Below are 23,165 nucleotides of genomic sequence, written 5' to 3' on the forward strand. Positions count from 1 at the left end.
CTCGTGGTCGCGGGCTGCACCGTCTCTGGTGGCACCCGCCCGTGTCGATGATGTTCCTGTCCTGGAGTGACTGCCCTTCCGGCCCTAGCGCGCGGGCTGCATCCGGCGCGGCGCCTCGCGTTTCGCGAAGCGCAGCACCGCATAGCCTGCAAGCCCGGAAATCAGCGATCCCAGCAGGATGCCGATCTTGGCCTCGTCCTGCAACAGCGGGTCGGCAAAGGCCAGGAGCGAAATGAACAGGCTCATGGTGAAGCCGATGCCGCACAACAGCGCGGTGCCCAGCATCTGCAGCCAGCTTGCGCCTGCGGGCAGATCCGCCCAATCCAGCCGCACCAGGATCGCCACCGCGCCGAAGATGCCCACGACCTTGCCCAGGGCCAGGCCCGCGGCCACCCCCATCGTGACTGGCGCCAGCAGCGCGTCCGCCCCCACGCCCGCGAAGCTGACGCCCGCATTGGCAAAGCCGAAGACCGGGATGATGACGAATGACACCGGCACGATCAGCGCATGTTCCAGCTGGTGCAGCGGGCTTTCGGACCCGCGCGCCTCGGGCGTGGCGGGGGTGCGCTTCAGGGGCACGGTCAGGGCCAGAGCCACGCCCGCGATGGTCGCGTGGATCCCCGACCGCCAGACGAAGAACCACAGGACCGCGCCAAGGATCAGATAGGGCCACAGGCGGCAGACGCCCGCGCGGTTCAGGATCACCAGGACCGCGAAGATCGCCGCCGCCACGCCCAGATCGACCGGCGACAGCCCGGTGGTGTAGAACAGCCCGATCACCACCACCGCGCCCAGGTCGTCGATGATCGCCAGCGCCGCCAGGAAGACCTTGAGCGAGGTGGGCACCCGCGACCCCAGAAGCGAGATCACGCCAAGCGCGAAGGCGATGTCGGTGGCCGACGGGATCGCCCAACCCCGCGTGGCCTCGGTCCCCGCGGTGAAGAACAGATAGACCAGCGCCGGCACCGCCATGCCCGCCGCCGCCGCGACCCCGGGCAGGATGCGGCGCGGCCAGGACGACAGGTGGCCGTCCACCATCTCTCGCTTGATCTCCAGGCCCACCATCAGGAAGAACAGCGCCATCAGCGCGTCGTTGATCCAGTGCGCGACCGACAGCGGCCCGACATAAGCGTGCAGCGCGTGGAAATAGCCGCCCGCCAGCGGCGAGTTGGCGACGACCAGCGCCAGCACCGCCGCCGCGATCAGCAGCAGCCCCCCGGCGGTGCCGTTGTCCAGGAACTTGCGGATGGTGTTTTGAATGCGGCCTGCCATGAAAGCCCCCTTGTCAGAAACGGTTGCGACCAGTCTCCGTATTCAGGGGTGGTCCCTGGGCGCACGCAGCACACGCCATGGCCGGGATCATATTCAGCCCGGCCCGCCGATCAAGGGCCTTGCGGAGGGGTGCGGATTTCGCGCAGCCATTCGCGCCAGATGGCGACCAGCAGCGCCATCAGCACCGGACCCACGAACAGGCCCACGATGCCCATGGTCTTGACGCCCCCCACCAGCCCGAAGAACGTGGGCAGGAAGGGCATCTTGACCGGGCCGCCGACCAGCACGGGGCGGATGGTCTTGTCCACGACGAACAGCTCGACCGAACCCCAGACGAACAGCAACACGCCCGCCAGGGGCGATCCGCTGGCCGCCAGGTAGATCGACACCAGCGTGAAGCACAAGGGCGCGCCCCCCGGGATCAGCGCCATGACGCCGGTTATCACCCCCAGCGTCACCGGCGAGGGCACGCCCGCGATCCAGTAGGCGATGCCCAGGACGACCCCCTCGCCGATGGCGATCAGGGCCATGCCGGTGACGGTGGCGCTGATGGTCAGCGGCACCACCCGCGACAGCCGTTCCCAGCGGCGGGGCAGGATGCGCGCGCCCACGATGTCGATCTGGCCCGCGATCTTGTGGCCGTCGCGATAGAACACGAACAGCGCGATCAGCATGAACAAAAGGTTCAGCGCCAGGTGGAAGGCCACGTTCCCCGCCGCCAGCACGCTGCGATAGATGGATGCGATGGTGTTCCCGCTGGTCAGCTGCACCAGTTCGGCGATGGCGCCGGGGCGGCCGATATGGCGGGACCATTGTTCGTCGATCCAGTCGCCGATCTGCGGCAGGTCCACCATCCACGAGGGCGTGGGCGCGCCGTTGGCGTTCACGGCGAACACCCACCAGATCCATTGCTGCAATTCGCGGAACGCGTACAGCAGCGCCATCGCGACCGGCACGACCAGGAACAGCACGATCACCAGGACGAACAGCGCCGCGGTCGTGGTGCGGTCGATGCCCAGGCCGCGCTGGACGCTGCGCGACAGGGGCCAGCTCGCAAAGGCGATGATCGTCGCCGCCAGCACCGGCACCAGGAAGCCGTGGAAGAAATAGGCCGCCGCGGCGATGATGAAGACCAGCAGCCATCGCGCGGCCGAAATGTCGCTGATCAGCGGAAAGGGCGTCACCGGCTCGTCCGGCTCGGGCGCGTCACGCCTTGGGGTTGCGTGATGGGGTTCGATCATGCCTTGGCGCCCGTTCCTTCGGTTAGCCGCTGTGTGCCTGACTGTTGCATTGTTGATCGCCGCGTCAACCCGTCTTGCGGGAAATCGACCGGCCGGCCCTTGCAGGCAGGGGTGCGACGGGCTAGCCCACCGGGCTTTGACCGGGGACCGCCGCATGTCCATCCTTGCCATCGACTTCGGAACCTCGAATTCCGCCGCCGCGATCCTGGAGGACGGCGCGGTGCGGCGCGTTCCGATCGAGGCCGGGGCGGACACGCTGCCCACCGCGGTCTTCTTTCCCGCACGCGGCGGGGCGATGCGCATCGGCGAAGCCGCGGCACAGGCCCTGACCGGGGCCGAGGAAGGCCGCTACATGCGCGCGCTGAAAAGCGTTCTGGGCACGCCCTTGCTGCACGAATCCCGCCTGATCGGCGGCAAACGGCGCAGCCTGGCGCAGGTGATCACCGCCTTTCTAGCCGAATTGCGCCAGCGGGCTGGAACCGCGACAGGCCGGACCTTCACCCATGCCCTGTCCGGCAGGCCGGTCCGTTTCCATCCCGACCCCGCCCGCGACGCCCGGGCCGAATCCGACCTGCGCGCCTGCTATCACGCCGCGGGCTTCGACCACGTGGCCTTCCTGCGCGAACCCGAGGCCGCCGCGCTGGCCTGCCACGGCGGGGGCGCCCTGGGTGAAACCGGGCTGATCGTGGACATCGGCGGCGGCACCTCGGATTTTTCCGTCTATCGGGCCGAGGGCGGGCGGGTGCGGATCCTCGCCAGCCACGGCATCCGGCTGGGCGGCACCGATTTCGACCAGGCCCTGTCCCTGACCCATGCCATGCCGCTTCTGGGACACGGATCGCAGCTGCGGCGCGAGATGGGACCGGGCCTGCTGCCGGTGCCCAACGCGATCTATGCCGAACTGGCGTCCTGGGCGCATATCCCCTTTGCCTATACGCCCGAAAACCGCAGGCAGGCCCAGCAGATGGCGCGGCTGGCCGAGGATCCGGCGGCCTTGGCCCGGCTGGTCGCGGTGCTGCGGGACGAGCTGGGCCATGACCTGGCATTCGCCGTGGAACGCGGCAAGATCGCGGCCAACGGCGGCACCGGCACGCGGATCGCCATGGGCTTCATCGAGCCGGGCCTGGCCGCGCCGATCAGCGGCACCTCCCTGAGCGACGCCTTGCAGGACCATGGCCGCGCCCTGGACCAGGCCCTGGCCCACACGCTGGCCCGCGCGGGCCTGTCGCCCGGCGACATCAACAGCGTGGTGCTGGTCGGCGGGTCCAGCCTGATGGGACTCGTGTCCGATCTGGCCGCCCGGCACCTGCCCGGCGCCCGGATCCGCCGGTCCGAGGCCTTCACCGCCGTGGTCGATGGTCTGGCATTGGGCACGGCGGCAGAACAGTGTTCCTGACGACGGCAAATCTGCAGGAAATGCTGATTTGCAATACACTCTAAACTTGCATCTGGGGCGGGGCTGGCCGATAGCGTGGCCCGACCTGACTCGGGCAGCACGTGCCGCCATGCAAAGAGAGTTGATGCCATGAACAGCCATTCCAGCACCGGCCTTGCCCCGGCGACCCTGACGCATTTGCAGCGTCTCGAAGCCGAAAGCATCCACATCATGCGCGAGGTGGTGGCGAATGCCGAAAACCCGGTGATGCTGTATTCGGTGGGCAAGGATTCCGCCTGCATGTTGCACCTGGCGCGCAAGGCCTTTTACCCCGCGCCGCCCCCCTTTCCGCTGCTGCACGTGGACACGACCTGGAAGTTCCGGGCGATGTACGAGTTGCGCGACCGCGCGGCCCGGGCGGCGGGCATGGACCTGATCGTCCACCACAACCCAGAGGCGATGGAACAGGGCATCAACCCCTTCGACCACGGCCCCATGCACACCGACATGTGGAAGACCGAGGGGCTGAAGCAGGCGCTGACCCAATACAACTTCGACGTGGCCTTCGGCGGCGCGCGGCGCGACGAGGAAAAGTCCCGCGCCAAGGAACGAATCTTCTCGTTCCGGTCCGCGAACCACCGCTGGGATCCCAAGAACCAGCGGCCCGAGCTGTGGAAGCTTTACAACACCCGCAAGGCCAAGGACGAATCGATCCGGGTCTTTCCGCTGTCGAACTGGACGGAACTGGACATCTGGCAATACATCCACCTGGAAGGCATCGAGATCGTGCCGCTGTATTTCAGCGAACCCCGCCCGGTGGTGGAACGCGACGGGCTGCTGATCATGGTCGATGACGACCGCTTCCCGCTGAAGGACGGCGAGACCCCGCAGATGCGGTCGGTCCGGTTCCGCACGCTGGGCTGCTATCCCTTGACCGGCGCGGTGGAATCCGAGGCCAGCACCCTGCCCGAGGTGATCCAGGAAATGCTGCTGACCACCACGTCCGAACGCCAGGGCCGCGCCATCGACAAGGACCAGGCCGCGTCCATGGAGAAGAAGAAGCAAGAGGGGTATTTCTGATGAACGCGCAGGATCCCGTTTACGTCACCGATGCCCTGATCGCCCAGGACATCGACGCCTATCTGCTGAAGCACCAGCACAAGACCATGCTGCGCTTCATCACCTGCGGGTCGGTCGATGACGGCAAATCGACGCTGATCGGCCGGCTGCTTTACGACAGCAAGATGATCTTCGAGGACCAGCTGGCCTCGCTGGAAGCCGACAGCAAGGTGTCGGGCACGCAAGGCGGGGAAATCGACTTCGCCCTGCTGGTCGACGGCCTGGCCGCGGAACGCGAACAGGGCATCACCATCGACGTGGCCTATCGCTTCTTCGCCACCGACAAGCGCAAGTTCATCGTGGCCGACACGCCGGGCCATGAACAATACACCCGCAACATGGTCACGGGCGCATCCACCGCCGACCTGGCGGTAATCCTGATCGACGCGCGCCAGGGCGTGCTGACCCAGACCCGGCGGCATTCCTATCTGGTGAACCTGCTGGGCATCAAGAATGTCGTGCTGGCGGTCAACAAGATGGACCTGGTCGATTACTCGGCCGAGCGGTTCTACGAGATCGTCACCGAATACAGCCATTTCGCCAAGCAGATCGGCATGGACAGCTTCCTGCCGATCCCGATTTCCGGGCTGAAGGGCGACAACATCGTCAGCAAAAGCCCGGACATGCACTGGTACCAGGGACCGACGCTGCTGGGCCATCTGGAGGAAGCGCCGGTCAACGACACGGCGATGCAGGACCGCCCGTTCCGCATGGCCGTGCAATGGGTGAACCGCCCGCACCTGGATTTCCGCGGCTTCGCGGGCCAGATCAGCGCGGGCGCCGTCCATCCCGGCGATCCGGTGCGCGTCCTGCCCTCGGGCAAGGTCACGACCGTCAAGTCCATCGCGACCTTCGACGGCGACCTGCCCCAGGCCGTCGCGGGCCAGTCCGTGACCCTGACCTTCACGGACGAGATCGACTGTTCGCGCGGCGACGTGATCGTGCAGGCCGACGCGCCTTGCGAGGTCGCCGACCAGTTCGAGGCCACCCTGGTCTGGATGGCGGAATCCGAAATGCTGCCGGGCCGTCCCTATCTGCTCAAGATCGGCACGCAGACCGTCAGCGCCACCATCACCGAGCCGAAATACGAGGTGAACGTCAACACGACCGAACATCTGGCCAGCAAGACGCTGGGCCTCAATGCCATCGGCGTGGTCAACATCTCGACCGACCGGCCCGTCCCGTTCGAGGCTTACGGCGACAACCCCGACCTGGGCGGCTTCATCCTGATCGACCGGATGACGAACGCCACCATCGCCGCCGGGATGCTGCATTTCGCGCTGCGCCGGTCGCAGAACATCCACTGGCAATCGACCGACGTGAACCGTGACGCCCACGCGGCGCAGAAGAACCAGCGCGCCAAGGTCGTCTGGTTCACCGGCCTGTCGGGTTCGGGCAAATCGACCATCGCCAATATCGTGGAACGCAAGCTGCACGCGATGGGCAAGCACACCTTCCTGCTGGACGGCGACAACGTGCGCCACGGGCTGAACCGCGACCTGGGCTTCACCGATGCCGACCGGGTGGAAAACGTTCGCCGCGTGGGCGAGGTCGCGAAGCTGATGACGGACGCGGGCCTGATCGTGCTGACGGCCTTCATCTCGCCCTTCCGGGCGGAACGGCGGATGGTCCGCGACATGATGGCCCCCGGCGAATTCCTGGAAGTCTATGTGGACACGCCCCTGGAGGTGGCCGAGCAGCGCGACGTGAAGGGCCTCTACAAGAAGGCGCGGTCCGGCCAGCTGAAGAACTTCACCGGCATCGACAGCCCCTACGAGGCGCCCGAACAGGCCGAGCTGGTGGTCAACACCGTGGCCCTCTCGGCCGAGGAAGCCGCCGACCGCGTGGTCGAGGCGATCCTGTCCCAAGGCTGAGGCGCGGCTTTCCCGCAGGCAAAAGGGGCATCCGGCAGAACCCGCCGGGTGCCCCTTTGCCTTTCGGGAACCGGGCCGGCGGCAGCCGGACATGGCCTTCAGGCTGCAGGCTGCCAGTCCATCCGGGTGAACGCCTCGCGAAAGGCGAAGCGCGCCAGATGGCTGTCGATGATGCCTTGCAGGCGTTCCACGGCCGCCGCATCCGCGCCCGCGACGGTGCATTGCAGATCCCCGTCCCGAGCGACCAGCCGCGCCTGGCCGATCTCGAAGGTGATGAGGCCCTCGTTCCCCTGAACCGTGGCGGGGATCTTGTGGGCGAAATGCTTGCAAAGCTGCGTCATGTAGCCTTGGGCGTTGCGGGTCGCGAAGTGGCCGGTGCTGCCGGGTTCGATGCTCATCGGGCTTGTCCTGATCTGTCGTGGCATGTGCCCGCAACAGGCCCCGGCGGCCTGCGCTTGTCAATTCGCGGGACGGTTGCCAGGGGGTTGACGTTTTCGTCAGCCCGCCGGATCCGCCGGAACCCGGCAAGTCGTCACACGTTGGCTGCGCGAAGTGAAATCGCTTCCGTGCAACGGCTTAACGAGTCTGCCCGCCATCGTCATGGCGGGCATTTCGCCCATGCAGCGGGGCGATGTCAGAACCCGAAGATGTCGTTGGCCACTCCCTCCACCGTCAGGGTCTGGCCCGCGACAAGGATCCGGTCGCCGCCGCCAAGGTCGATAACGATGCCTGCCGCGGTCCGGGCCATGTGATCGCGCATGAAGACGGCCGGATCGGCGTCCAGCCGGTCGGCGTCGATGATCAGCCGGTCGATGCCGTGCTGATAGCCCTGGACCGTGTCGGCCCCGCTGCCGATGGAAAAGACGAAGCTGTCCGCCCCTGCCCCGCCGTTCAGCAGGTCACGGCCCGCGCCGCCCCGCAGCATGTCGTTGCCCTCGCCGCCCGACAGGGTGTCGTGGCCCGCATCGCCGCTCAGCCAGTCATTGCCGGTCCCGCCGGCCAGGACATCGTTGCCCAAGCCCCCCAGCAGGCGGTCGCTGCCATCCGCCGCCCACAGGCTGTCATTGCCCGCATCCCCCCACAGCATGTCGTTTCCGGTCCCGCCGGAAAGACGATCAAGCCCGTCGCCGCCCTGCAGGGTGTCGTTCCCCGGGCCGCCGTCCAGGACATCGGACCCCCCGGCGCCGATCAGCCGGTCATGCCCTGCCGCACCTCGCAGGATGTCGTTGCCCGCCCGGCCCGCCACCCAGTCGTTGCCATCCCCGGCGGCAACCGAATCGTTCCCTGCGCCCAGCCGGTAATCGTCATTGCGCGCCGTACCCGGGGCGTCGGCCGCAAAGGCCCGGCCGTCGAAGCCCTGTTCCCAGGCCGCCCGCGTCTGCATGGCCGTGTTCGGCTGCGGCTCGGCCACCCGCAGGAAGCTGCCGTTGTCCAGGCGCAGCTGCCCGTCGGTGTCGGCAAAGTTCTGCGTCGCCATCAGCACCTTGTAGTCGCGGCCTCCGACGGTCATGAAGCCGACCTCCAGCCCGATGCCGACAAAGGCCGCGTCGCCCATGATGTTGGCGCGATGGCCCGGGCTGTTCATCAGGTTCTGGTGCAGCTGGCGGATTTCGTCGCGCAGGTCGCCCTCGCCCCGGATGCTGACATAGGCGATGTTCTCGGCCGTCATCCACGACCCGGCCAGATCGAAGCGCGCAGCCTCGATCCGTTCGCGCGCCGAGGATCCGCCCTGCCCCGTGTGGGAAAAGACATCCGCGTTCAGCATCCAGCGGCTATGCGCCCCCGAGGAATCGTTGAGGCGCTTTTCCAGGGTCAGCGGCGCCAGCCCCTCGGCCCGGCGGGCCTGGTTGACCAGGGTGGCGAAGTAACGCTCGTCGGCGCTGGCATGGGACATGGCGGACCTCGGCAGGTGGCGAAAAAGGGCAGGTCATGCAATCCTAACGCGAAAAAGGTGAAAAGTTCCTTTCGCGATTGCCCGCCCCCGTCAGTAATCCCGCTCGAAATAGATCCCCAGGGTGCTGTCGCCTTCGGTCCCCACCGATCCGCGCGCCGTCAGCGAATTCGTCACGTCGAGGTTCAGGTTCAACGAGCTTTTGCCGTCCGCGCCGACCTGGACATCCGTGTAAAGGTTCTCGGACAGGTATTTGCCCGCGCGGACCTGCACGTTGCCTTCGTCGTCGGTGGCCAGATCCAGGTCGTCCAGGCCCACTTGGTTGCGCAGGTTGCCGATGATCCCCGCGCCCCCGCGCCCGGCCAGGACGGCGATGGCATTGGCAAGCTGGGCGGCCTGCAACGGGCTGATGTTGTCGAGACCCTGACCGAACAGCAGTTGGGACAGCACCTCCTCCTCGGGCAGTTCGGGGGATGATTCGAAGGTGATCTCGGGGTCGCGGACCTCTCCGTCGATGATGACGCGGGTGGTGATGCCGCCCTGTTCGGTTTCGGCCACCAGCCGGATGACGGGGATCAGGCTGCCCTGCAGTTCCACCAGCCCCTCGGTCAGGTCGAACCGCTTGCCCAGCAGGTCCACGCGGCCCCGGATCAGTTCCAGGTGCCCGATGGGAATGGCGTTGCGCGTGGTGCCCTGCACCTGCAGCGATCCGCCCAGTTCCGCGTCCACCCCGCGCCCGCGCACGAAGACCCGGTTCGGCGCGTTGATGACCAGATCCAGCCGCGGCGGGGCGGCGGGCGGCGTCGAGGGCGGCCCGGCCAGTCCCGCCTCGCGCGAGGCGGTGCTGGGATAAGGCTCCAGCCCCGCCTTGGCGCGGGTGGACCGCACGGGCCGCGTGTCGCCGACATGATTGATGTCGGGGATCGCCTTGGCCCCGCCAAGCCCGGTCGAGGGGATGCGGATCTCGGTCTCGCCCAGGTCGATGGTGCCGGAAATCAGCGGGCCGTCGGCATTGCGGCCCGACATGCGCAACCGGCCGTTGATCTCGGTCTGATACAGGTTCGGGTCCCGCGCGACGACGCGGTCCAGCACGATGGCCAGATCCAGCGTGCCGCCCGCCAGATCGACCGGCCCGCTGACCTGCACGCGGCCACCGCTTGCGACATCGGCCCCGGCATCCACCGTGATGCGCCCGCCTGCCAGATCGGCGGTGGCATTCACGCCTTCCAGCCGGATGCCGACGCCGGGATCCGCGATCCGCCCGTTCGTCAGCCGGACCCGCCCGCTGACCGCCTGCAGGGACGGCGCGCCGTCGATGGCCAGGTCGAAGGACAACGGCCCCTCGATGCTGCGGGTGCGGATGAAGCTATTGGCGATCGAGGCGTCGCTGCTGCCGTTGATCCGCAGGCCCAGGGTGGAAAAATCGCGCGCGGCGCGACCCGAGACCTGCAACCGCGTGCTGCCCGGTGCCGTGGCGGTCAGGTTCACGGCGAAATTCGCGCCGTCTTCCCGGATGGTTCCGCTGGCCTGCACGGGACCGGGGAATTCGGGCTGCAACAGGCCCAGGTCGGCCAGCCGCGCCGTGACGTTCATGCCGCTGGCGGTGTCGCCATCCGCCTGGATCGACAGTTGCGGGTTCTGGACATTCAGCCGCTGAAACGAGATCCCGGCCTGCCCCTGCGTGGCCGCGACATCGAAGCCGGTCTGGCCCCGCAGCAGCGGATCGACGCGCGGCTGGCCCAGGGACAGCCCGTTGGCCGTTCCGGTGGCGGTGATGCGCCGGGTGCCTGCCTGCTGGACCAGCCGCGTGTTCGCGTTCAGCGCGCCGCTGATGCCGTTACCCAGGAACCGCAGGTCCTGCGCGTTCACCTGCGCCGTCACGTCCGTCCGGTCGCCGCCGACCGTTCCCGTCGCCGTGGCGTTCAGGCGGGGGTTGTCGATGCGGGCCTGTCCGATGGTGAAGACGCCGCCCCTCTCGGTGCCCGTCACCGCCAGCCGGGTTTCGCCCGCAAGCGCGCCATCCACCTGCGCCTGCCCGAAGGCCAGGTCGCGCCCGGTGCCCGACACGTCCAGCCGCCGGACGCCGTCGCCCGCCTCGCGGAAGCTGCCGGTCAGGTTCAGCGCGCCCCGCCAGCCGGGACCGAAGGGGGCCAGCGAGGCCACGCGGACATCGCCCGAGATGTCCGTCACGCCGGGACCGTAAACCCCCCGCGCCCGGGCGTTCATCTGGTCGTTGACCAGTTCCACGTCGCGCAGGGTGACGGTGCCGTCCCTTTCCTCGGCCTGGACGCGCAGGCGGGTGGTGCCGGTCAGGGCGGCATCCGCGTTCTGGACGCCCAGGGACAGGTTCTGCCCCGATCCGGTCATGTCGATGAAGCGGGTGCCGTCCTGTTCGGACAGCCGCGCCATGGCATCGAACCCGCCGGTCCAGCCCTGCCGGATCGCCGACAGGTCGGGCACCGACAGATCGACGGATGCATCCAGCGCGCCTGCCGCGAAGCTGCCCCGGCCTTCGGCGCGGACTTGCGGGTTGGCGATGCGGAACACCTCGACCGCGAACCCCTCGGGCTTCTCGGCGGCCAGGACCGTCAGGGTGGTCTGGCCTTCCAGGGCGTTGTCCAGGGTCTCGATGCCGATGCGCAGGTCGGCGGCTTCTCCGCTGACGGTCAGCTGGCGGGCGTCGGACGGTCCCGACAGTTTCGCCTGGGCTTCAAGCGCCCCCGAGAAGGCCGGATCGGCGTCCTGCAGCGACGGCATCGAGATCGTCGCGGTCACGTCGCTGGACAGGCTGTTCACGAAGCCCTGGGCCTGCGCGGTCAGGCGCTGCGCGTTGACGGACAGTTCGGTCAGCCTGATCCCGGTCCGGTCGCGCCGTGCCCGCAGGTTTATGGTGGACCGGCCTGCCAGAAGACGGTCGAGCTGGGGTTGATCGGCCGTGATGTCGGTCCCCGCAACGGTCGAGGTGATGGCGAAGTCACCCCCCAGAAAGTTGAAATAGCCCATGGCGCTGGCATCGGCCCGCCCGGACAGGTCGCGGCCCGCGAGGGTCGACATCCGGCTCAGGTCGTCATAGCGCGCCTGCATGTTGCCCGACAGGACAAAGCCGGTGCTCAGGCCCGACAGCTGCAACATGCCCTGCAACCCGTAATCGGGACCGCTGAGCGACAGGTCGGAAAATTCCACCGCGTTGCCGGGGGTGAAGTCGAAACTGGTGCTGCCGGTGATTTCCGGGCCGATGGCCTGGGCCAGCCCCGCATCGGTGAACACCATCTGCCGCGAGCCGAAGCGGATGCCGCCGTTCACGGATCGCAGGCTGCCGCCGTCCAGCACCACCGCGCCCGATCCGTCCAGTTGCACTGCGCCCAGCGACACCTGGCCCAGATCCAGCGCGCCCACGCGGCCGCTCAGCGTCCAGCCCTGGCCCCGGGCCGCGTCGTATTGCAGTTCCAGACGGCCCGATTCGACCGTCGTATCCTCGCCCGCGAAGGGCAGGGGGACCGGCACCTGGGCCGCGCCCGCGTCCGATCCCAGCGTGATCAGCAGGTTCGCGTTCTGCGGCGCGCCCTGGGCGTTGACGGCCAGATCGCCGTCCAGGGTCAGCGCCTCGGTCGCGAGGTTCAGGGTGGGGATCGCCAGACGCCCATCCTCGCCCCGCCAGCCCTCGGCCAGCAGTTGCACGTCGGGACCGAAGAAGGTGCGGTTTTCCGGCGCCAGAAGCGAGGCCACGTCGCCGCCCAGTTGCAGGCGGAAATTCGTGCCCGGATTGCCTGCGGCATCGGGTGCGCCCGATGCGCTGACGCGCCCCGTCACGCGGGGCAGGCCGTCGGTCGCCAGCTTGATGTCGACGCCGAAATCCTTGATCTGGCCTTCGCCGCTGATCTCGGCCACGATCGAGGGCTTGTCGTAAAGGTCGATCAGGTTGACCAGCAGCCCGTCGGCGGCCTCGTCGAGCGTCAGGTTCACCCGCAGGATCTGCGAGGCGTTGGAAAAACCCGTGTCCAGGTTGAAGGTGCCGCGCGGCCCGTCCAGCCGCTGGATCGCCAGCTTGGCCTGCCCCTCGCCCCCCGCAAGGCTCATGCCGCCCTGCATGGAAATCGCGGCGGCAAGGCCGATCACGGGTTCGCCCAGTTCCACCCGGTCGGCGCGGATCTGGGTGATGTTGATGCCCACGGGCAGTTCGGGCAAGGCAAAGCCGGTGAATTCCCGCGCCTCGGCGGTCGGGACCTGCTCTTCGCCCTGGGGCAGGCGGGGCAGCAGGATCTCGCGGGCCGACAGTTCCGCGATCTCGATCCGGCCGCGCAGCAGGGCCGAGCGGTTCCACTGGATCGCGCCGTCGTTCAGCGTCAGCCAGACGCCCTGCCCGTCGGCGATGGTGATCCGGCGGAAGGTCGCGCGGGACGACAGCGCGCCATTGAACCCGTCGATCACGACCTCGCGCCCCGCGCCGGACAGGTTGCGTTCCAGAAGTCGGGTCAGGAAGCCCCGGTCGTCGCTTTCCTGCGCGGAAATCTCGGCGGCGGTCTGCGCCATCACCGACAGCGGGAACAGGATCGCGAAGACGATCAGCCAGAGTGTGCGCATCAGAAAGCCTGCCCCAGTCCAAGATAAAGCTGCACGCCCTCGCCGGTGTCGCCGCCGGTGGGTCCCGCCACGTCGAAGCGCAGCGGCCCGATGGGCGTATCGTAGCGAACGCCGATCCCCGCGCCCGAGTGTCCTTCGCTGGTGCCGGACCACGCGTCCTCGGCCCAGACCTCGCCGTAATCGGCAAAGGCCACGAGGCCGATCCTTTCGCGGACCTGGAAGCGGACCTCGGCCGACAGGCTCGCCACGCTCATGCCGCCGGTCTTGATGGGACCGTTCGGACCCTGGATTTCCTCGACGCCCAGGGATTCGTAGGGCTGGCCGCGCACGGTGCCGCCGCCGCCCGAAAAGAACAGGTAGTTGCGCGGCGTGTCCTCGATGTCGCTGCCCAGGACGCTGCCGATGCGGGCGCGGCCTGCCAGGGTGAAGCGGTCCCCGGCGCCAAGGGAATGGAAGGCGCGGCCCTCGCCCAGGACGCGGAGGCCGGAATCAGTGCCGTCGAAGCCCTTGAAAGGCGTGGCATCGCCCTGCAGGTAATAGCCGCGCCGGGCGTTGTTCTCGTTGTCGCGGGCGTCCCACATCACGCTGGTCGGAAAGGCCAGGACCTTGAAGTCGGTTTCCTCGCCGCCTTCGTCATAGACGCGCGAGAACTGGTATTGCACCGCCGTGTCGAAGGTGAAGCGGTCGCTGAAGATGTGGTTGAAGCCCAGGCCGATGGCGCCGGTATCCTCGTCGTAATCCTCCTCGCGCATCCGGGCGAGGCTTGTCAGGACGTAAGCCGTGGTGTCGGGCGTGACGGTCGCGGGGCGGTCGATGCGCACCGTCACCTCCTCGTCCCGGCCGCTGGTGTCGGACCCCATGTCCTTGACCCGCGCATCCACCCGCAGCCGTTCGCCGCCGCCCAGCAGGTTGCGGTGCATCCAATAGGCCGACAGCATCGCCCCGTCGCTGGTCGAGATCTCGAACCCCGCGCCGATCCGGCGGGGCTTCTGTTCGACCACGGTCAGGTTGATGTCCATGCTGCCGTCGGGGTTGAGCGTCTCGGCCTCTTCCAGCGTGATGGCGGAAAAGACACCCGACCGGCGCAGGCGCTTGCGCACATCCTCGACCTCGTCGGGATCGAAGCGTTCGCCTTCGGGCAGGCCGGCGATCTTGGCCAGGCGGCGGGGCTTCATGCGGTCGTAGCCGCGCATGTTCAGCCGCCCAAAGGTGACGCCTGGACCGGGGGCCAGGTCGATGCGGCTGTCCACCGCGTTGGCGACGTGGTCGGCGGTGATCTCTTGCCCCGCGACCTCGGCCTTGGCATGGCCCACCTGGCGCCACCCCTGGACGCCTGCGGTGGCGGCGGCGCGGATCGTGCCGGTGCCCGCGACCTGGCCCTGCCGGTATTCGCCGGGCAGATCGGTCCGGGGCGCAAGGGGGGCGATGGCCGCGCGGGAAAAGCGGAACCGGGGACCGGTCTGGACGGCGACCACGACCTGGCCCACGGTCGCGGGCGCGTCCAGGGGCGCGATTTCCGCCGCCTCGACCCCGTCGAGCGTGATGTTGATGATCGCGGAATAATAGCCCTGGTCGTACAGGTTGCCCAGGATCCGCGCGTAATCGGCCCGCGCCGCGGCCAGCACGTCCTGGCCGGTGGTGCGTCCTTCCGACAGCGCCCCCGAAATCAGCGAGGTGTTGCGCAGCGTCCGGTCAAGACCCTCGTCCCCCTGGACCTGGAAGCGCAGGGACACGGGGCCTTCGGTTTCGTCCCGGCCGCCGAACAGCCCCGAGAAGGGGTTCGAGGACTGCGCCCAGACCGCGCCTCCGAAGCCTGCGACCGTGGATGCCACCAGCGCCGCCCGCAGATATGCCCGCATCGTTCCTGCCCTGTGTATTCTTGCTTTGGGGCATTTGAACAGGATCGCCCCTGCAAATCCAGCGAATCATGGGCAAAAAAGCGGCAGCGGATCAGCTTTCCGTGACCTGTTGCCGTCAGGACAGCGCGGCCAGGCAGCCCTGCAAGGCCGCCATGTCGTCGCGGATCAGGAAGATCGGCGTGTTTTCAGGGATGTGGCGCATGAAGGGTTCTGCCAGGAAGGCGGCCTCGAAGCGGTCCATCCGGTCGGCGATGCTGCGGCCCACGCTGCCCGCCAGGAACAGCCCTTCCAGCGGCATGAAGCGCAGCGCCAGTTCGCGGCACAAAAGCCCCACCAGTTCGGTGAACAGGTCATAGGTCGCGTTGGCCGCCGGGTCGCCCGCGTCCGCCGCGCGGTCGATCTGTTCACCAGGGACGGGGACCGTGTTCGTCAGCGCCGCGTGCAGGCGCGACAGCCCGCGCCCGGCAAAGGCTTCCTCGGTCGAGGTGAAGCCCCCGGCGGCATCGGGACCGACGATGTCCAGCAGCCGCCGATAGATGTTGGCGGGCAGGTGGGTATGGCCTTCCTCGGCCTCCATCGCGGCGATGGCGCCGCCGGGCAGCTTGCGCACGGCGCAGACGTTGAAGCCGGTGCCCAGGTTCACGACCAGCGCCTGCCCGTTGCGCGCCCGGTCCGCAGGCGCCGGACGCAAGGCCGCCACCCCCGTATTCCCCAGCGAAGGGGTGGCATAGCCAAGCGCGGTCAGGTCGTTGATCAGCCGGACATGGTCGGCGTCCGTCAGCCGCGCCAGCCGGTCCCCGTCGAAATCCCAGTCCCGGTTGGTCAGGCGCGCCCGCCCGCCGCTGACCGGGCCTGCCACGGCCACGCAGACCGCATGGATGCGCGGCTGGTCCTGTTCCTGCAAAAACTGGCGGACCACGTCGTCGAAGCTGGCGTAATCGTCGCCGCGAAACCGCGTCACCGTCTGCGGGTCGATGCTGCCGCCCCGCGCGATGGCCAGGCGGGCGTTCGTGCCCCCCACATCGCCCAGAAGTATCGCCATTGTCAGACCGTCCTTCCTGTCGTCTTAGTCCTTCATTCCCCGACAGAAATGCCCGGTTTCCGGGGGCGGCGCAACGCCGCGTCACGGGCAAGGGGGGAACCTTGCGCTGTGATCACACGTTTTCCCCCAGCAAATACTGGATGAGAGGCCTTGATCATGACCCGCATCGCCAACCGCATCGCCTGCCTGACCATGGCCGGCAGCGTCGTGGCCGCGATGGCCATGCCCGCCGCTGCGGCGACCCGCCCCGACCAGCCGGTCCAGGCCTGGTCCGCCATGGCCGGCGTCGATACCGCCACGCTGCTGGAACAGGCGCAGGATCTGCCCACCTCGGACATGGCGGTCGGCGACCAGCCTTATTGCGCCGACGATGCCGAAATCCGCCAGACCCTGCGACACGATTTCAACGAAGCCCCCGTCCCGGGCGACGGCCATGCGGCGACCGAGCTGTGGGCCTCGGACCAGATGGGCACCTGGACGCTGGTCGCGCCGCGCAAGGACGACACGAGCTGCATCATCGCCTCGGGCATCGGCTATGACACCGCCCGCGACGTGGACGTGTATTACCGGACGGCGGGCCTGCGCTAGCCCACGCGGCGCAGGAAGGCGCGGGTGCGGTCGTCCCGGGGATCGCCGAAGATCTGCGCGGGCGGTCCCTGTTCCACGATCCGCCCGCCTTCCATGAAGACGATGCGGTCGGCGATCTCTCGCGCGAACTGCATCTCGTGCGTGACGATCAGCATGGTCTGGCGGCCGTCGGCGATGGCGCGGATCAGATCCAGGACCTCGCCCACCCATTCGGGATCCAGCGCGCTGGTCGGTTCGTCGAACAGCAGCAGATCCGCGTCCAGCGCCATGGCGCGCCCGATGCCCACCCGCTGCTGCTGGCCGCCCGACAGCGCGGCAGGATAGCTGTCGCCCCGGTCCGCCAGCCCGATCCGGGCCAGGATTTCATCGGCGCGGGCATTGGCCCTGGCCCTGGACCAGCCCCGCACGGTGGTCAGCCCCTCGGTGATGTTCTGCCGCGCGGTCTTGTTGGCGAACAGCGCATAGTTCTGGAACACGAACCCCGTCCGCCGCCGCAGCCCCAGGATCTGCGCGCGCGTGGCGCGCGCCGCATCGACCGACAGGTCGCCCAGGGTGATGCGCCCCCCCTCGGGCCGGTCCAGCCAGTTGAGGCAGCGCAGCAGCGTCGATTTGCCGGTCCCCGAAGGGCCGATGATCGCCACCCGCTCGCCCGGCTTCAGGCACAGGTCGATGCCGTCCAGGACGGTGTTCGCGCCGAACCGCTTGACCAGGCCCTTGATGTCGATCTCGCATTTCATCGCGCCACTGCCCGTCCCAGACGGCGTTCCATCCAGCGTTGCCCGACGGACAGCGCCTCGACCATGATCCAGTAGATCAGCGCGACGACCAGGAAGGCTTCCAGATACAGGAAGCTGCCCGCCGCTTCCTTTTGCGCCGCGCCCATCATCTCGGTCACGCCCAGGGTGAAGGCCAGCGAGGTGCTTTTGATCAGGTCGATGAAATAGTTCATCAGGGTCGGCGCCGCCACGCGCGACGCCTGCGGCAGCACGATCCGGCGCAAAAGCTGGCCCTGCGTCATGCCGATCGACTGCGCGGCTTCCCACTGGCTGCGGTCCACGCCCAGGATCGCGCCCCGGATGCTTTCGGCCATGTAGGCCGAGAAATGCAGCGTCAGGCCGATCACCGCCGCCGTGACCCCGTCGATGCTGGTCAGCGCCGGAACCAGCTGCGGCAGGCCGTAATAGAACAGGAACAGCTGGACCAGCAGCGGCGTGCCGCGAAAGAAGCTGATGAACACCGCCACCCCCTGGTCCAGCCCCGGCACGCGCAGCACGCGCACGATGGCAAGCGCCGCCGCCAGCACCAGCGCCGCCGCCATCGCGACCAGCGCCATGCCCAGCGTCAGGGGAACATAGCCGAGGATGACCGGCACCAGGTCCCCCATGTAGGCGGTATCAAGCCCCCTCATTCAGCGGCGGCCAGGGGCTTCGTCACGTCCGCATCCAGCCACTTTCGCGAGATTTCGGAAAGCGTGCCGTTGTCCTTCAGCGTGGTGATCGCCGCATCGACCTTGTCGCGCAGGGCCAGCCCGGCCTCGTCCTTGCGGAAGGGCAGGGCATTGCGGATCTCGCTGAAGGGCTGGCCCGCCAGCGCCAGGGGCAGGGGGCTTTCCTTGATCACCTGGGCCGAGGACACGCGGTCCATGACAAAGGCGTCCACCCGGCCAAGCGCGGTGTCCTGTTCGATGTTGGATTCATAGGTGCGGATGTCGATTTCCGACGCATAGGGCAGGGCGCGCAGCAGTTCCTCGAAATTCGAGCCGAGGTTCACGGCGACCGACTTGCCGCGCAGGCTTTCGGGACCGGTGATCGCGCCCTCGTTGCCCGCCTTCACCACCACCTGCGCGCCGTCATAGACGTAGGGCTGCGTGAACGCGAACTTCGCCTCGCGTTCCGGGGTGATGGTGATCTGGTTCGCGACCGTGTCGATGCGGCCCGATTCCAGCGCGCCGATCGGGCCGGAGAATGACATGGTGACGAACTCGATCTGATCCCCGGTGATGGCGCCCACGGCGTTCATCAGGTCCACCTCGAAGCCCTGCAATTCGTCGGCGCGCGTGAAGGTGAAGGGGAAGTATCCGCCCGACATGCCCACGCGGATCGTGTCGGCCGCGGCGGGCAGGGCGGTCGTCACGGCAAGGACGGCGGACAGGATGGTGGCGCGCATGGGCAAGAACTCCTTGATCTTCATGGCGTGGATGCGCCGGCACCCGGTCCGGGACGGCAGATGCCGGGAAACGGCCAGGGCGGAACAATGTTCCGCGCCCGGGCCAAGCCGATCACGCGATTGCTCCCTTGGCGTTCGGGGGCGGCTGTGCCACAAATCCCGCAAGCAACGGTTTTTCCGAAAGGTCCCTGGCATGTTCCGCACGCTCGCAACCTCGGTCCTGGCGCTCGGCATCGCCGCGCCCGCCCTGGCCGATGTCACCCCGGCCCAGGTCTGGGAAAACCTGCAGAAAACCTATGCCGATCTTGGCTACGAGGTGACCGGCAAGACCGAGGACGCGGGCGGCACGCTGACCGTCCGGGACGCCGTCTTCTCGATGCGGAACGAGGGCGGCGCGACCACCATCACCGTTCCGCAACTGACCTTCCAGGAAACCGGCGATGCCAAGGTGCGCATGGCGATCGGGGGCGACGTGGCGCTGGACAGCACCTTCAGCGTCCCGGCCGAGGACGAGGCGGCCGAGGCCCCTGCCGATGGCACCGGGGCCGAGACCGCCCCTGCCGCGCCCGAAATGGTCGAGATGACCGCCACCGGCACCATCAAGGTTCCCGGCAACGAGACGGTCGTGTCCGGCACGCCCGGGGACATGCTGTACGAGTTCAGCTATCCGTCCGTGGCCTTCGACCTGACGATGCCGGTTGACCCGGAAACCGGCGCGACGATGCCCGTGACCGGCACCCTGACCGGTGTCACCGGCAGCCAGCGCCATGCCGCGGCGGGCGAGGGGGCCGAGACCAGCTTCGACATCAAGGCATCCGAGGCGGCGATGCGGATCGCCGGCGATGCCCCTGCGCAAGCGGACGGCACCGGCGGGGGCAAGGTCAACGTGCAGGCCAGGCTGACGGGCCTGTCCAGCACCGGCACCGCCAGGACGCCCGCGGAACGCTTTGATCTGGGCACGCAGATGGCGCAGGCCCTGGCGGCTGGCCTGGATTTCCAGGGCAACTTCGGGTTCGAGGCGGCCGAGGCCAATTTCGACTTCGCGGGCAAGGATGAGGAAGGCCAGGACCAGACCGGCCAGGGCAAGGCCAGCCTGGGGGCAGGCAATGCCGCGCTGCAGATGTCGCGGCAGGGCCTTGGCTACAAGGGCGCCGTCGCCGGGACCCAGGTCGAGATGACCGTCAGCAGCCTGCCCTTTCCCCTCAGCTACGGGACCGAGCGCACCAGCTTCGACCTGCTGATCCCGGTCAGCAAGGCGGACGCGGCGCAGCCCTTCCGGTTCGCCTATGCGCTGGAAGGGCTGACCTTCGCCGACGGCATCTGGAACCTGTTCGACCCCGACAGCCAGCTGCCGCGCGACCCGGCCAGCCTGACCGTGGATCTGTCGGGCGATGCGGTGGTGGCGCAGGATCTGTTCGACCCGGCCACCGCTCAACCCGATGCCGCCACGCCGCCGGATGCCCCCTTCACCCCGCGGACGCTGACCGTCAACAAGGTCGCGCTGGATGCGGTGGGCGCCAGGGCCGACATCACCGGCGCGCTGGAATTCGGCGACAACCCCAACGAGCCCGTGGGCAAGCTGAACGGCAGTTTTGAAGGGGTGAATGGTCTGCTGGAAAAACTTGAGGCAATGGAGGTCGTTGTCCCTGAAGGCACCGATGAAGTTGAAACCAAGTGCGAAACTACTGGCAGCACTACAGTGTGTCGCTCTAAGCGGGTTTCAGGTGAAGTCATGATGAATATTCGCATGATGCTGGCACTGTTCGCCAAGCCCGCCGAAGGCAACGCCGACCGTTTGAGTTCGGAAGTTGAGTTCCGCGAGGGCGGTTCGATCTTTGTGAACGGCCAGCAGGTCAAGTAGGGCCTTCGCCCCACACGGCTTGGGCCGGGGCGCATGTCCCGGCCTTTTTCGTTTGCGGCCCGCCCTGATGCGCCGCACAACAGACGGACGAGTTGAAGGAGAAGCGATGTCACCCGTGGATTTGCAACCATTGGCCGAATCGCTGGTCGATGCGGCCCGGCGGGCCGGGGCGGACGGGGCCGACGCCCTGGCCATGAGCGGCCAGTCCACCAGCATCGACATGCGCGGCGGCGTCCTGGAACATGCCGACCGGGCCGAGGGAATCGAGATCGGGCTGCGCGTGCTGGTCGGCGGGCGGCAGGCCAGCGTCTCGGCATCCGACTACAGCCCGGCCACGATCATCGAAATGGCCGAACGCGCCGTCGCCATGGCGCGCGAGGCGCCGGTCGATGACACCCTGGGCCTGGCCGATCCCGACCAGCTGGCGCGGCAACGCGATGCGCAAGGATTGCAGATCGCCGATGACCGGCCCGACCCCTCGCCCGACCACCTGCAGGACCTGGCGCTGCGGGCCGAGGCTGCGGCGCGCGACATGCCGGGCATTTCCCAGGTCGAATCGGCGAACGCCGCCTTCAGCCGCCGGTATCTGTGGCTTGCGGCCTCGAACGGGTTTTCGGGGGGTTACGGGCGCACGACGCACGCGATCTCGACCGTCGCCATCACCGGCGAGGGGTTGGGGATGGAACGCGACTATGCCGGGGAATCGCGGGTCTGGGCCGAGGACCTGCCCGCCCCCGAGGAGATCGGGCGCCTTGCCGCCGAACGGACGCTGGCCCGCGCGGGGTCCAGGAAGCCGCCGACCGGGGCCTTTCCGATCCTGTATGACCGGCGCGTGGCGTCCTCGCTGATCGGGCACCTGCTGTCGGCAGTGAACGGCGCGGCGGTCGCGCGCGGCGCAAGCTGGCTGCGCAAGGATCTGGGCCAGCCGGTGCTGCCCGAGGGCTTCGACCTCATCGAGGATCCGCTGCGCCCGCGCTATCCCTCGTCCCGCCCCTTCGATGCCGAGGGGCTGGCGACCCGTCCCCGAAAGATCGTCGAAGGCGGCGTCTTGCAAGGCTGGACGCTGGATCTGGCCACCGCGCGCAAGCTGGGGATGGACAGCACCGCATCCGCCGCGCGGGGCATGTCGTCCGCGCCTTCGCCCACGAACAGCAACGTGATCCTGACGCCGGGGTCCGCCACCCCCGACGACATGATCGCGCGGATGGGGACGGGGCTGATCGTGACGTCGATGCTGGGGGCCTCGATCAACGGGACCACGGGGGATTATTCGCGGGGCGCGGCGGGGTTCTGGGTGGAAGGGGGCCGCATTGCCTATCCGGTCAACGAATGCACCATCGCGGGAAACCTGCGCGAGATGCTGATGACGCTGGTGGCCGCTAACGACGCCCTGCCCTGGCGCGCGGCCGAGGTGCCCAGCCTTCTGGTCGGGGGGATGACCGTTGCCGGGGCCTGAGGCGGATCTGGCGCTGCTGGTCCGGGCGGCGCAGGCCGCCGGACCCATCGCGCTGTCCTTCTGGCGCGCGCAGCCCAAGGCCTGGGACAAGCCCGACGACGCGGGTCCCGTGACCGAGGCGGATCTGGCCGTCAACGACGCGCTGCGAACGCTGCTGACGGGCGCGCGCCCCGAATACGGCTGGCTGTCCGAGGAAAGCGAGGCCGATGCCTCGCGCCTGGACGCCCGGTGCTGCTTCATCATCGACCCCATCGACGGCACCCGCGCCTTCATCGCCGGGCAGGAGGGTTTCGCCCATTCGCTGGCCGTGGCCCAGGGCGACCGGATCACCGCCGCGGTCGTGCATCTGCCCGCGATGAACCTGACCTTCACCGCCCATGCGGACGGCCCGGCACTGCTGAACGGCAAGCCGATCCGCCCCACCGCTCAGGGCATGGCGGGCGCGCGCGTGCTGACCTACAAGTCCGCGACGGAACCCGAGCACTGGAAGAACGGCCGGACGCCGCCCTTCCGCCGCGAGTTCCGCCCCTCGCTCGCCTGGCGGCTGTGCCTGGTGGCCGAGGGGCGGTTCGACGCCGCCCTGTCGGTGCGCCATGTCTGGGAATGGGACATCGCCGCGGGCAGCCTGATCGCCGAACGCGCGGGGGCAGTCGCCACCGACCGGCACGGCCACCCGATGCGCTTCAACAGCCCGCGCGCGATGGTGGACGGGATGATTGTCGCGGGGCCGCGGCTGCATGGGGAGATTGAGGCGGCAATGGTGTAGGGTGCGTGCTTGCACGCACCAGAGGCGCGGGCGGTGCGTGCGAGCACGCACCCTACGGCATGATTTCATGGTAT

17 protein-coding genes are annotated in these 23,165 nt (G+C 68.4%); 7 read left to right on the top strand and 10 right to left on the bottom strand.

What is annotated here, in order from left to right:
- Nucleotides 1-84: 84 nt before the first annotated feature.
- Nucleotides 85-1,272, bottom strand: a complete 1,188-nt coding sequence (gene nhaA / locus GIY56_RS10570; protein WP_154764800.1) for a Na+/H+ antiporter NhaA — start codon at nucleotides 1,270-1,272, stop codon at nucleotides 85-87.
- A 110-nt stretch (nucleotides 1,273-1,382) separates the two neighbouring features.
- Nucleotides 1,383-2,513 carry an AI-2E family transporter gene (locus tag GIY56_RS10575; RefSeq protein WP_154764801.1) on the bottom strand — a complete coding sequence of 377 codons (1,131 nt, stop codon included), beginning with the start codon at nucleotides 2,511-2,513 and terminating at the stop codon, nucleotides 1,383-1,385.
- A 154-nt stretch (nucleotides 2,514-2,667) separates the two neighbouring features.
- Here GIY56_RS10575 and GIY56_RS10580 point away from each other — a divergent pair, with 154 nt between their 5' ends.
- The 3 genes from GIY56_RS10580 to cysN all read left to right on the top strand — a co-directional run bounded on the left by GIY56_RS10580 (nucleotide 2,668) and on the right by cysN (nucleotide 6,881).
- Nucleotides 2,668-3,909: an Hsp70 family protein gene (locus GIY56_RS10580; RefSeq protein ID WP_154764802.1), complete on the top strand. Its 1,242-nt coding sequence runs from the start codon at nucleotides 2,668-2,670 to the stop codon at nucleotides 3,907-3,909.
- A 129-nt stretch (nucleotides 3,910-4,038) separates the two neighbouring features.
- Nucleotides 4,039-4,968: a sulfate adenylyltransferase subunit CysD gene (gene cysD / locus GIY56_RS10585; protein WP_154764803.1), complete on the top strand. Its 930-nt coding sequence runs from the start codon at nucleotides 4,039-4,041 to the stop codon at nucleotides 4,966-4,968.
- A complete protein-coding gene (cysN, locus tag GIY56_RS10590) occupies nucleotides 4,968-6,881 on the top strand; it encodes a sulfate adenylyltransferase subunit CysN (protein WP_154764804.1) in 1,914 nt (637 codons plus the stop codon). Before cysD ends, cysN begins: the two co-directional genes overlap by 1 nt.
- Before the next feature lie 98 nt (nucleotides 6,882-6,979).
- Here cysN and GIY56_RS10595 read toward each other — a convergent pair whose 3' ends face one another.
- The 5 genes from GIY56_RS10595 to GIY56_RS10615 form a co-directional block, all read right to left on the bottom strand.
- On the bottom strand, nucleotides 6,980-7,279 hold the full coding sequence (locus GIY56_RS10595; protein WP_154764805.1) for a DUF2218 domain-containing protein: 300 nt from the start codon (nucleotides 7,277-7,279) through the stop codon (nucleotides 6,980-6,982).
- A gap of 236 nt (nucleotides 7,280-7,515) precedes the next feature.
- Nucleotides 7,516-8,775: a CAP domain-containing protein gene (locus tag GIY56_RS10600; RefSeq protein WP_154764806.1), complete on the bottom strand. Its 1,260-nt coding sequence runs from the start codon at nucleotides 8,773-8,775 to the stop codon at nucleotides 7,516-7,518.
- 90 nt (nucleotides 8,776-8,865) lie between these two features.
- On the bottom strand, nucleotides 8,866-13,353 hold the full coding sequence (locus GIY56_RS10605; RefSeq protein WP_154764807.1) for a translocation/assembly module TamB domain-containing protein: 4,488 nt from the start codon (nucleotides 13,351-13,353) through the stop codon (nucleotides 8,866-8,868).
- Nucleotides 13,353-15,212, bottom strand: a complete 1,860-nt coding sequence (locus tag GIY56_RS10610) for an autotransporter assembly complex protein TamA (RefSeq protein WP_154764808.1) — start codon at nucleotides 15,210-15,212, stop codon at nucleotides 13,353-13,355. Before GIY56_RS10610 ends, GIY56_RS10605 begins: the two co-directional genes overlap by 1 nt.
- 115 nt (nucleotides 15,213-15,327) lie before the next feature.
- A complete protein-coding gene (locus tag GIY56_RS10615; RefSeq protein WP_154764809.1) occupies nucleotides 15,328-16,254 on the bottom strand; it encodes a glucokinase in 927 nt (308 codons plus the stop codon).
- Nucleotides 16,255-16,410: 156 nt separating this feature from the next.
- Between GIY56_RS10615 and GIY56_RS10620 the strand changes: the two genes are divergently transcribed.
- A complete protein-coding gene (locus GIY56_RS10620) occupies nucleotides 16,411-16,842 on the top strand; it encodes a hypothetical protein (protein WP_154764810.1) in 432 nt (143 codons plus the stop codon).
- On the opposite strand, the gene GIY56_RS10625 is transcribed toward GIY56_RS10620, so the two are convergent.
- Genes GIY56_RS10625 through GIY56_RS10635 form a run of 3 tightly spaced genes read right to left on the bottom strand, consistent with a single transcriptional unit; the run spans nucleotide 16,839 to nucleotide 19,008 of the window.
- Nucleotides 16,839-17,579 (bottom strand): amino acid ABC transporter ATP-binding protein, encoded by a 741-nt coding sequence (locus GIY56_RS10625; protein ID WP_154764811.1) that lies wholly within the window; start codon nucleotides 17,577-17,579, stop codon nucleotides 16,839-16,841. The genes GIY56_RS10620 and GIY56_RS10625 overlap by 4 nt on opposite strands.
- The gene (locus tag GIY56_RS10630) at nucleotides 17,576-18,250 is read right to left on the bottom strand and encodes an amino acid ABC transporter permease (protein WP_154764812.1); all 675 of its coding nucleotides are present in this window, start codon (nucleotides 18,248-18,250) and stop codon (nucleotides 17,576-17,578) included. The genes GIY56_RS10625 and GIY56_RS10630 overlap by 4 nt, the downstream gene beginning before the upstream one ends.
- A complete protein-coding gene (locus tag GIY56_RS10635; protein WP_154764813.1) occupies nucleotides 18,247-19,008 on the bottom strand; it encodes an amino acid ABC transporter substrate-binding protein in 762 nt (253 codons plus the stop codon). Before GIY56_RS10635 ends, GIY56_RS10630 begins: the two co-directional genes overlap by 4 nt.
- Before the next feature lie 193 nt (nucleotides 19,009-19,201).
- Between GIY56_RS10635 and GIY56_RS10640 the strand changes: the two genes are divergently transcribed.
- The 3 genes from GIY56_RS10640 (at nucleotide 19,202) to GIY56_RS10650 (ending at nucleotide 23,091) form a co-directional block, all read left to right on the top strand.
- The gene (locus tag GIY56_RS10640; RefSeq protein WP_154764814.1) at nucleotides 19,202-20,869 is read left to right on the top strand and encodes a hypothetical protein; all 1,668 of its coding nucleotides are present in this window, start codon (nucleotides 19,202-19,204) and stop codon (nucleotides 20,867-20,869) included.
- Between the two features lie 106 nt (nucleotides 20,870-20,975).
- Nucleotides 20,976-22,325 carry a TldD/PmbA family protein gene (locus GIY56_RS10645; RefSeq protein WP_154764815.1) on the top strand — a complete coding sequence of 450 codons (1,350 nt, stop codon included), beginning with the start codon at nucleotides 20,976-20,978 and terminating at the stop codon, nucleotides 22,323-22,325.
- Nucleotides 22,312-23,091, top strand: a complete 780-nt coding sequence (locus GIY56_RS10650) for an inositol monophosphatase family protein (RefSeq protein WP_154764816.1) — start codon at nucleotides 22,312-22,314, stop codon at nucleotides 23,089-23,091. Before GIY56_RS10645 ends, GIY56_RS10650 begins: the two co-directional genes overlap by 14 nt.
- Nucleotides 23,092-23,165: the final 74 nt, after the last annotated feature.

The organism is Paracoccus lichenicola (assembly GCF_009708075.1).
GTDB lineage: Bacteria > Pseudomonadota > Alphaproteobacteria > Rhodobacterales > Rhodobacteraceae > Paracoccus > Paracoccus lichenicola.

Excerpts from the sequence above, each read along its gene's own strand:
- GIY56_RS10640 (WP_154764814.1), top strand. The coding sequence starts at position 19,202 with ATGTTCCGCACGCTCGCAACCTCGGTCCTGGCGCTCGGCATCGCCGCG.
- GIY56_RS10630 (WP_154764812.1), bottom strand. The coding sequence starts at position 18,250 with ATGAGGGGGCTTGATACCGCCTACATGGGGGACCTGGTGCCGGTCATC.
- nhaA (WP_154764800.1), bottom strand. The coding sequence starts at position 1,272 with ATGGCAGGCCGCATTCAAAACACCATCCGCAAGTTCCTGGACAACGGC.
- GIY56_RS10600 (WP_154764806.1), bottom strand. The coding sequence starts at position 8,775 with ATGTCCCATGCCAGCGCCGACGAGCGTTACTTCGCCACCCTGGTCAAC.
- GIY56_RS10635 (WP_154764813.1), bottom strand. The coding sequence starts at position 19,008 with ATGCGCGCCACCATCCTGTCCGCCGTCCTTGCCGTGACGACCGCCCTG.
- GIY56_RS10595 (WP_154764805.1), bottom strand. The coding sequence starts at position 7,279 with ATGAGCATCGAACCCGGCAGCACCGGCCACTTCGCGACCCGCAACGCC.
- cysN (WP_154764804.1), top strand. The coding sequence starts at position 4,968 with ATGAACGCGCAGGATCCCGTTTACGTCACCGATGCCCTGATCGCCCAG.
- GIY56_RS10605 (WP_154764807.1), bottom strand. The coding sequence starts at position 13,353 with ATGCGCACACTCTGGCTGATCGTCTTCGCGATCCTGTTCCCGCTGTCG.
- GIY56_RS10580 (WP_154764802.1), top strand. The coding sequence starts at position 2,668 with ATGTCCATCCTTGCCATCGACTTCGGAACCTCGAATTCCGCCGCCGCG.
- GIY56_RS10615 (WP_154764809.1), bottom strand. The coding sequence starts at position 16,254 with ATGGCGATACTTCTGGGCGATGTGGGGGGCACGAACGCCCGCCTGGCC.
- GIY56_RS10575 (WP_154764801.1), bottom strand. The coding sequence starts at position 2,513 with ATGATCGAACCCCATCACGCAACCCCAAGGCGTGACGCGCCCGAGCCG.
- GIY56_RS10625 (WP_154764811.1), bottom strand. The coding sequence starts at position 17,579 with ATGAAATGCGAGATCGACATCAAGGGCCTGGTCAAGCGGTTCGGCGCG.
- GIY56_RS10620 (WP_154764810.1), top strand. The coding sequence starts at position 16,411 with ATGACCCGCATCGCCAACCGCATCGCCTGCCTGACCATGGCCGGCAGC.
- GIY56_RS10645 (WP_154764815.1), top strand. The coding sequence starts at position 20,976 with ATGTCACCCGTGGATTTGCAACCATTGGCCGAATCGCTGGTCGATGCG.
- cysD (WP_154764803.1), top strand. The coding sequence starts at position 4,039 with ATGAACAGCCATTCCAGCACCGGCCTTGCCCCGGCGACCCTGACGCAT.
- GIY56_RS10610 (WP_154764808.1), bottom strand. The coding sequence starts at position 15,212 with ATGCGGGCATATCTGCGGGCGGCGCTGGTGGCATCCACGGTCGCAGGC.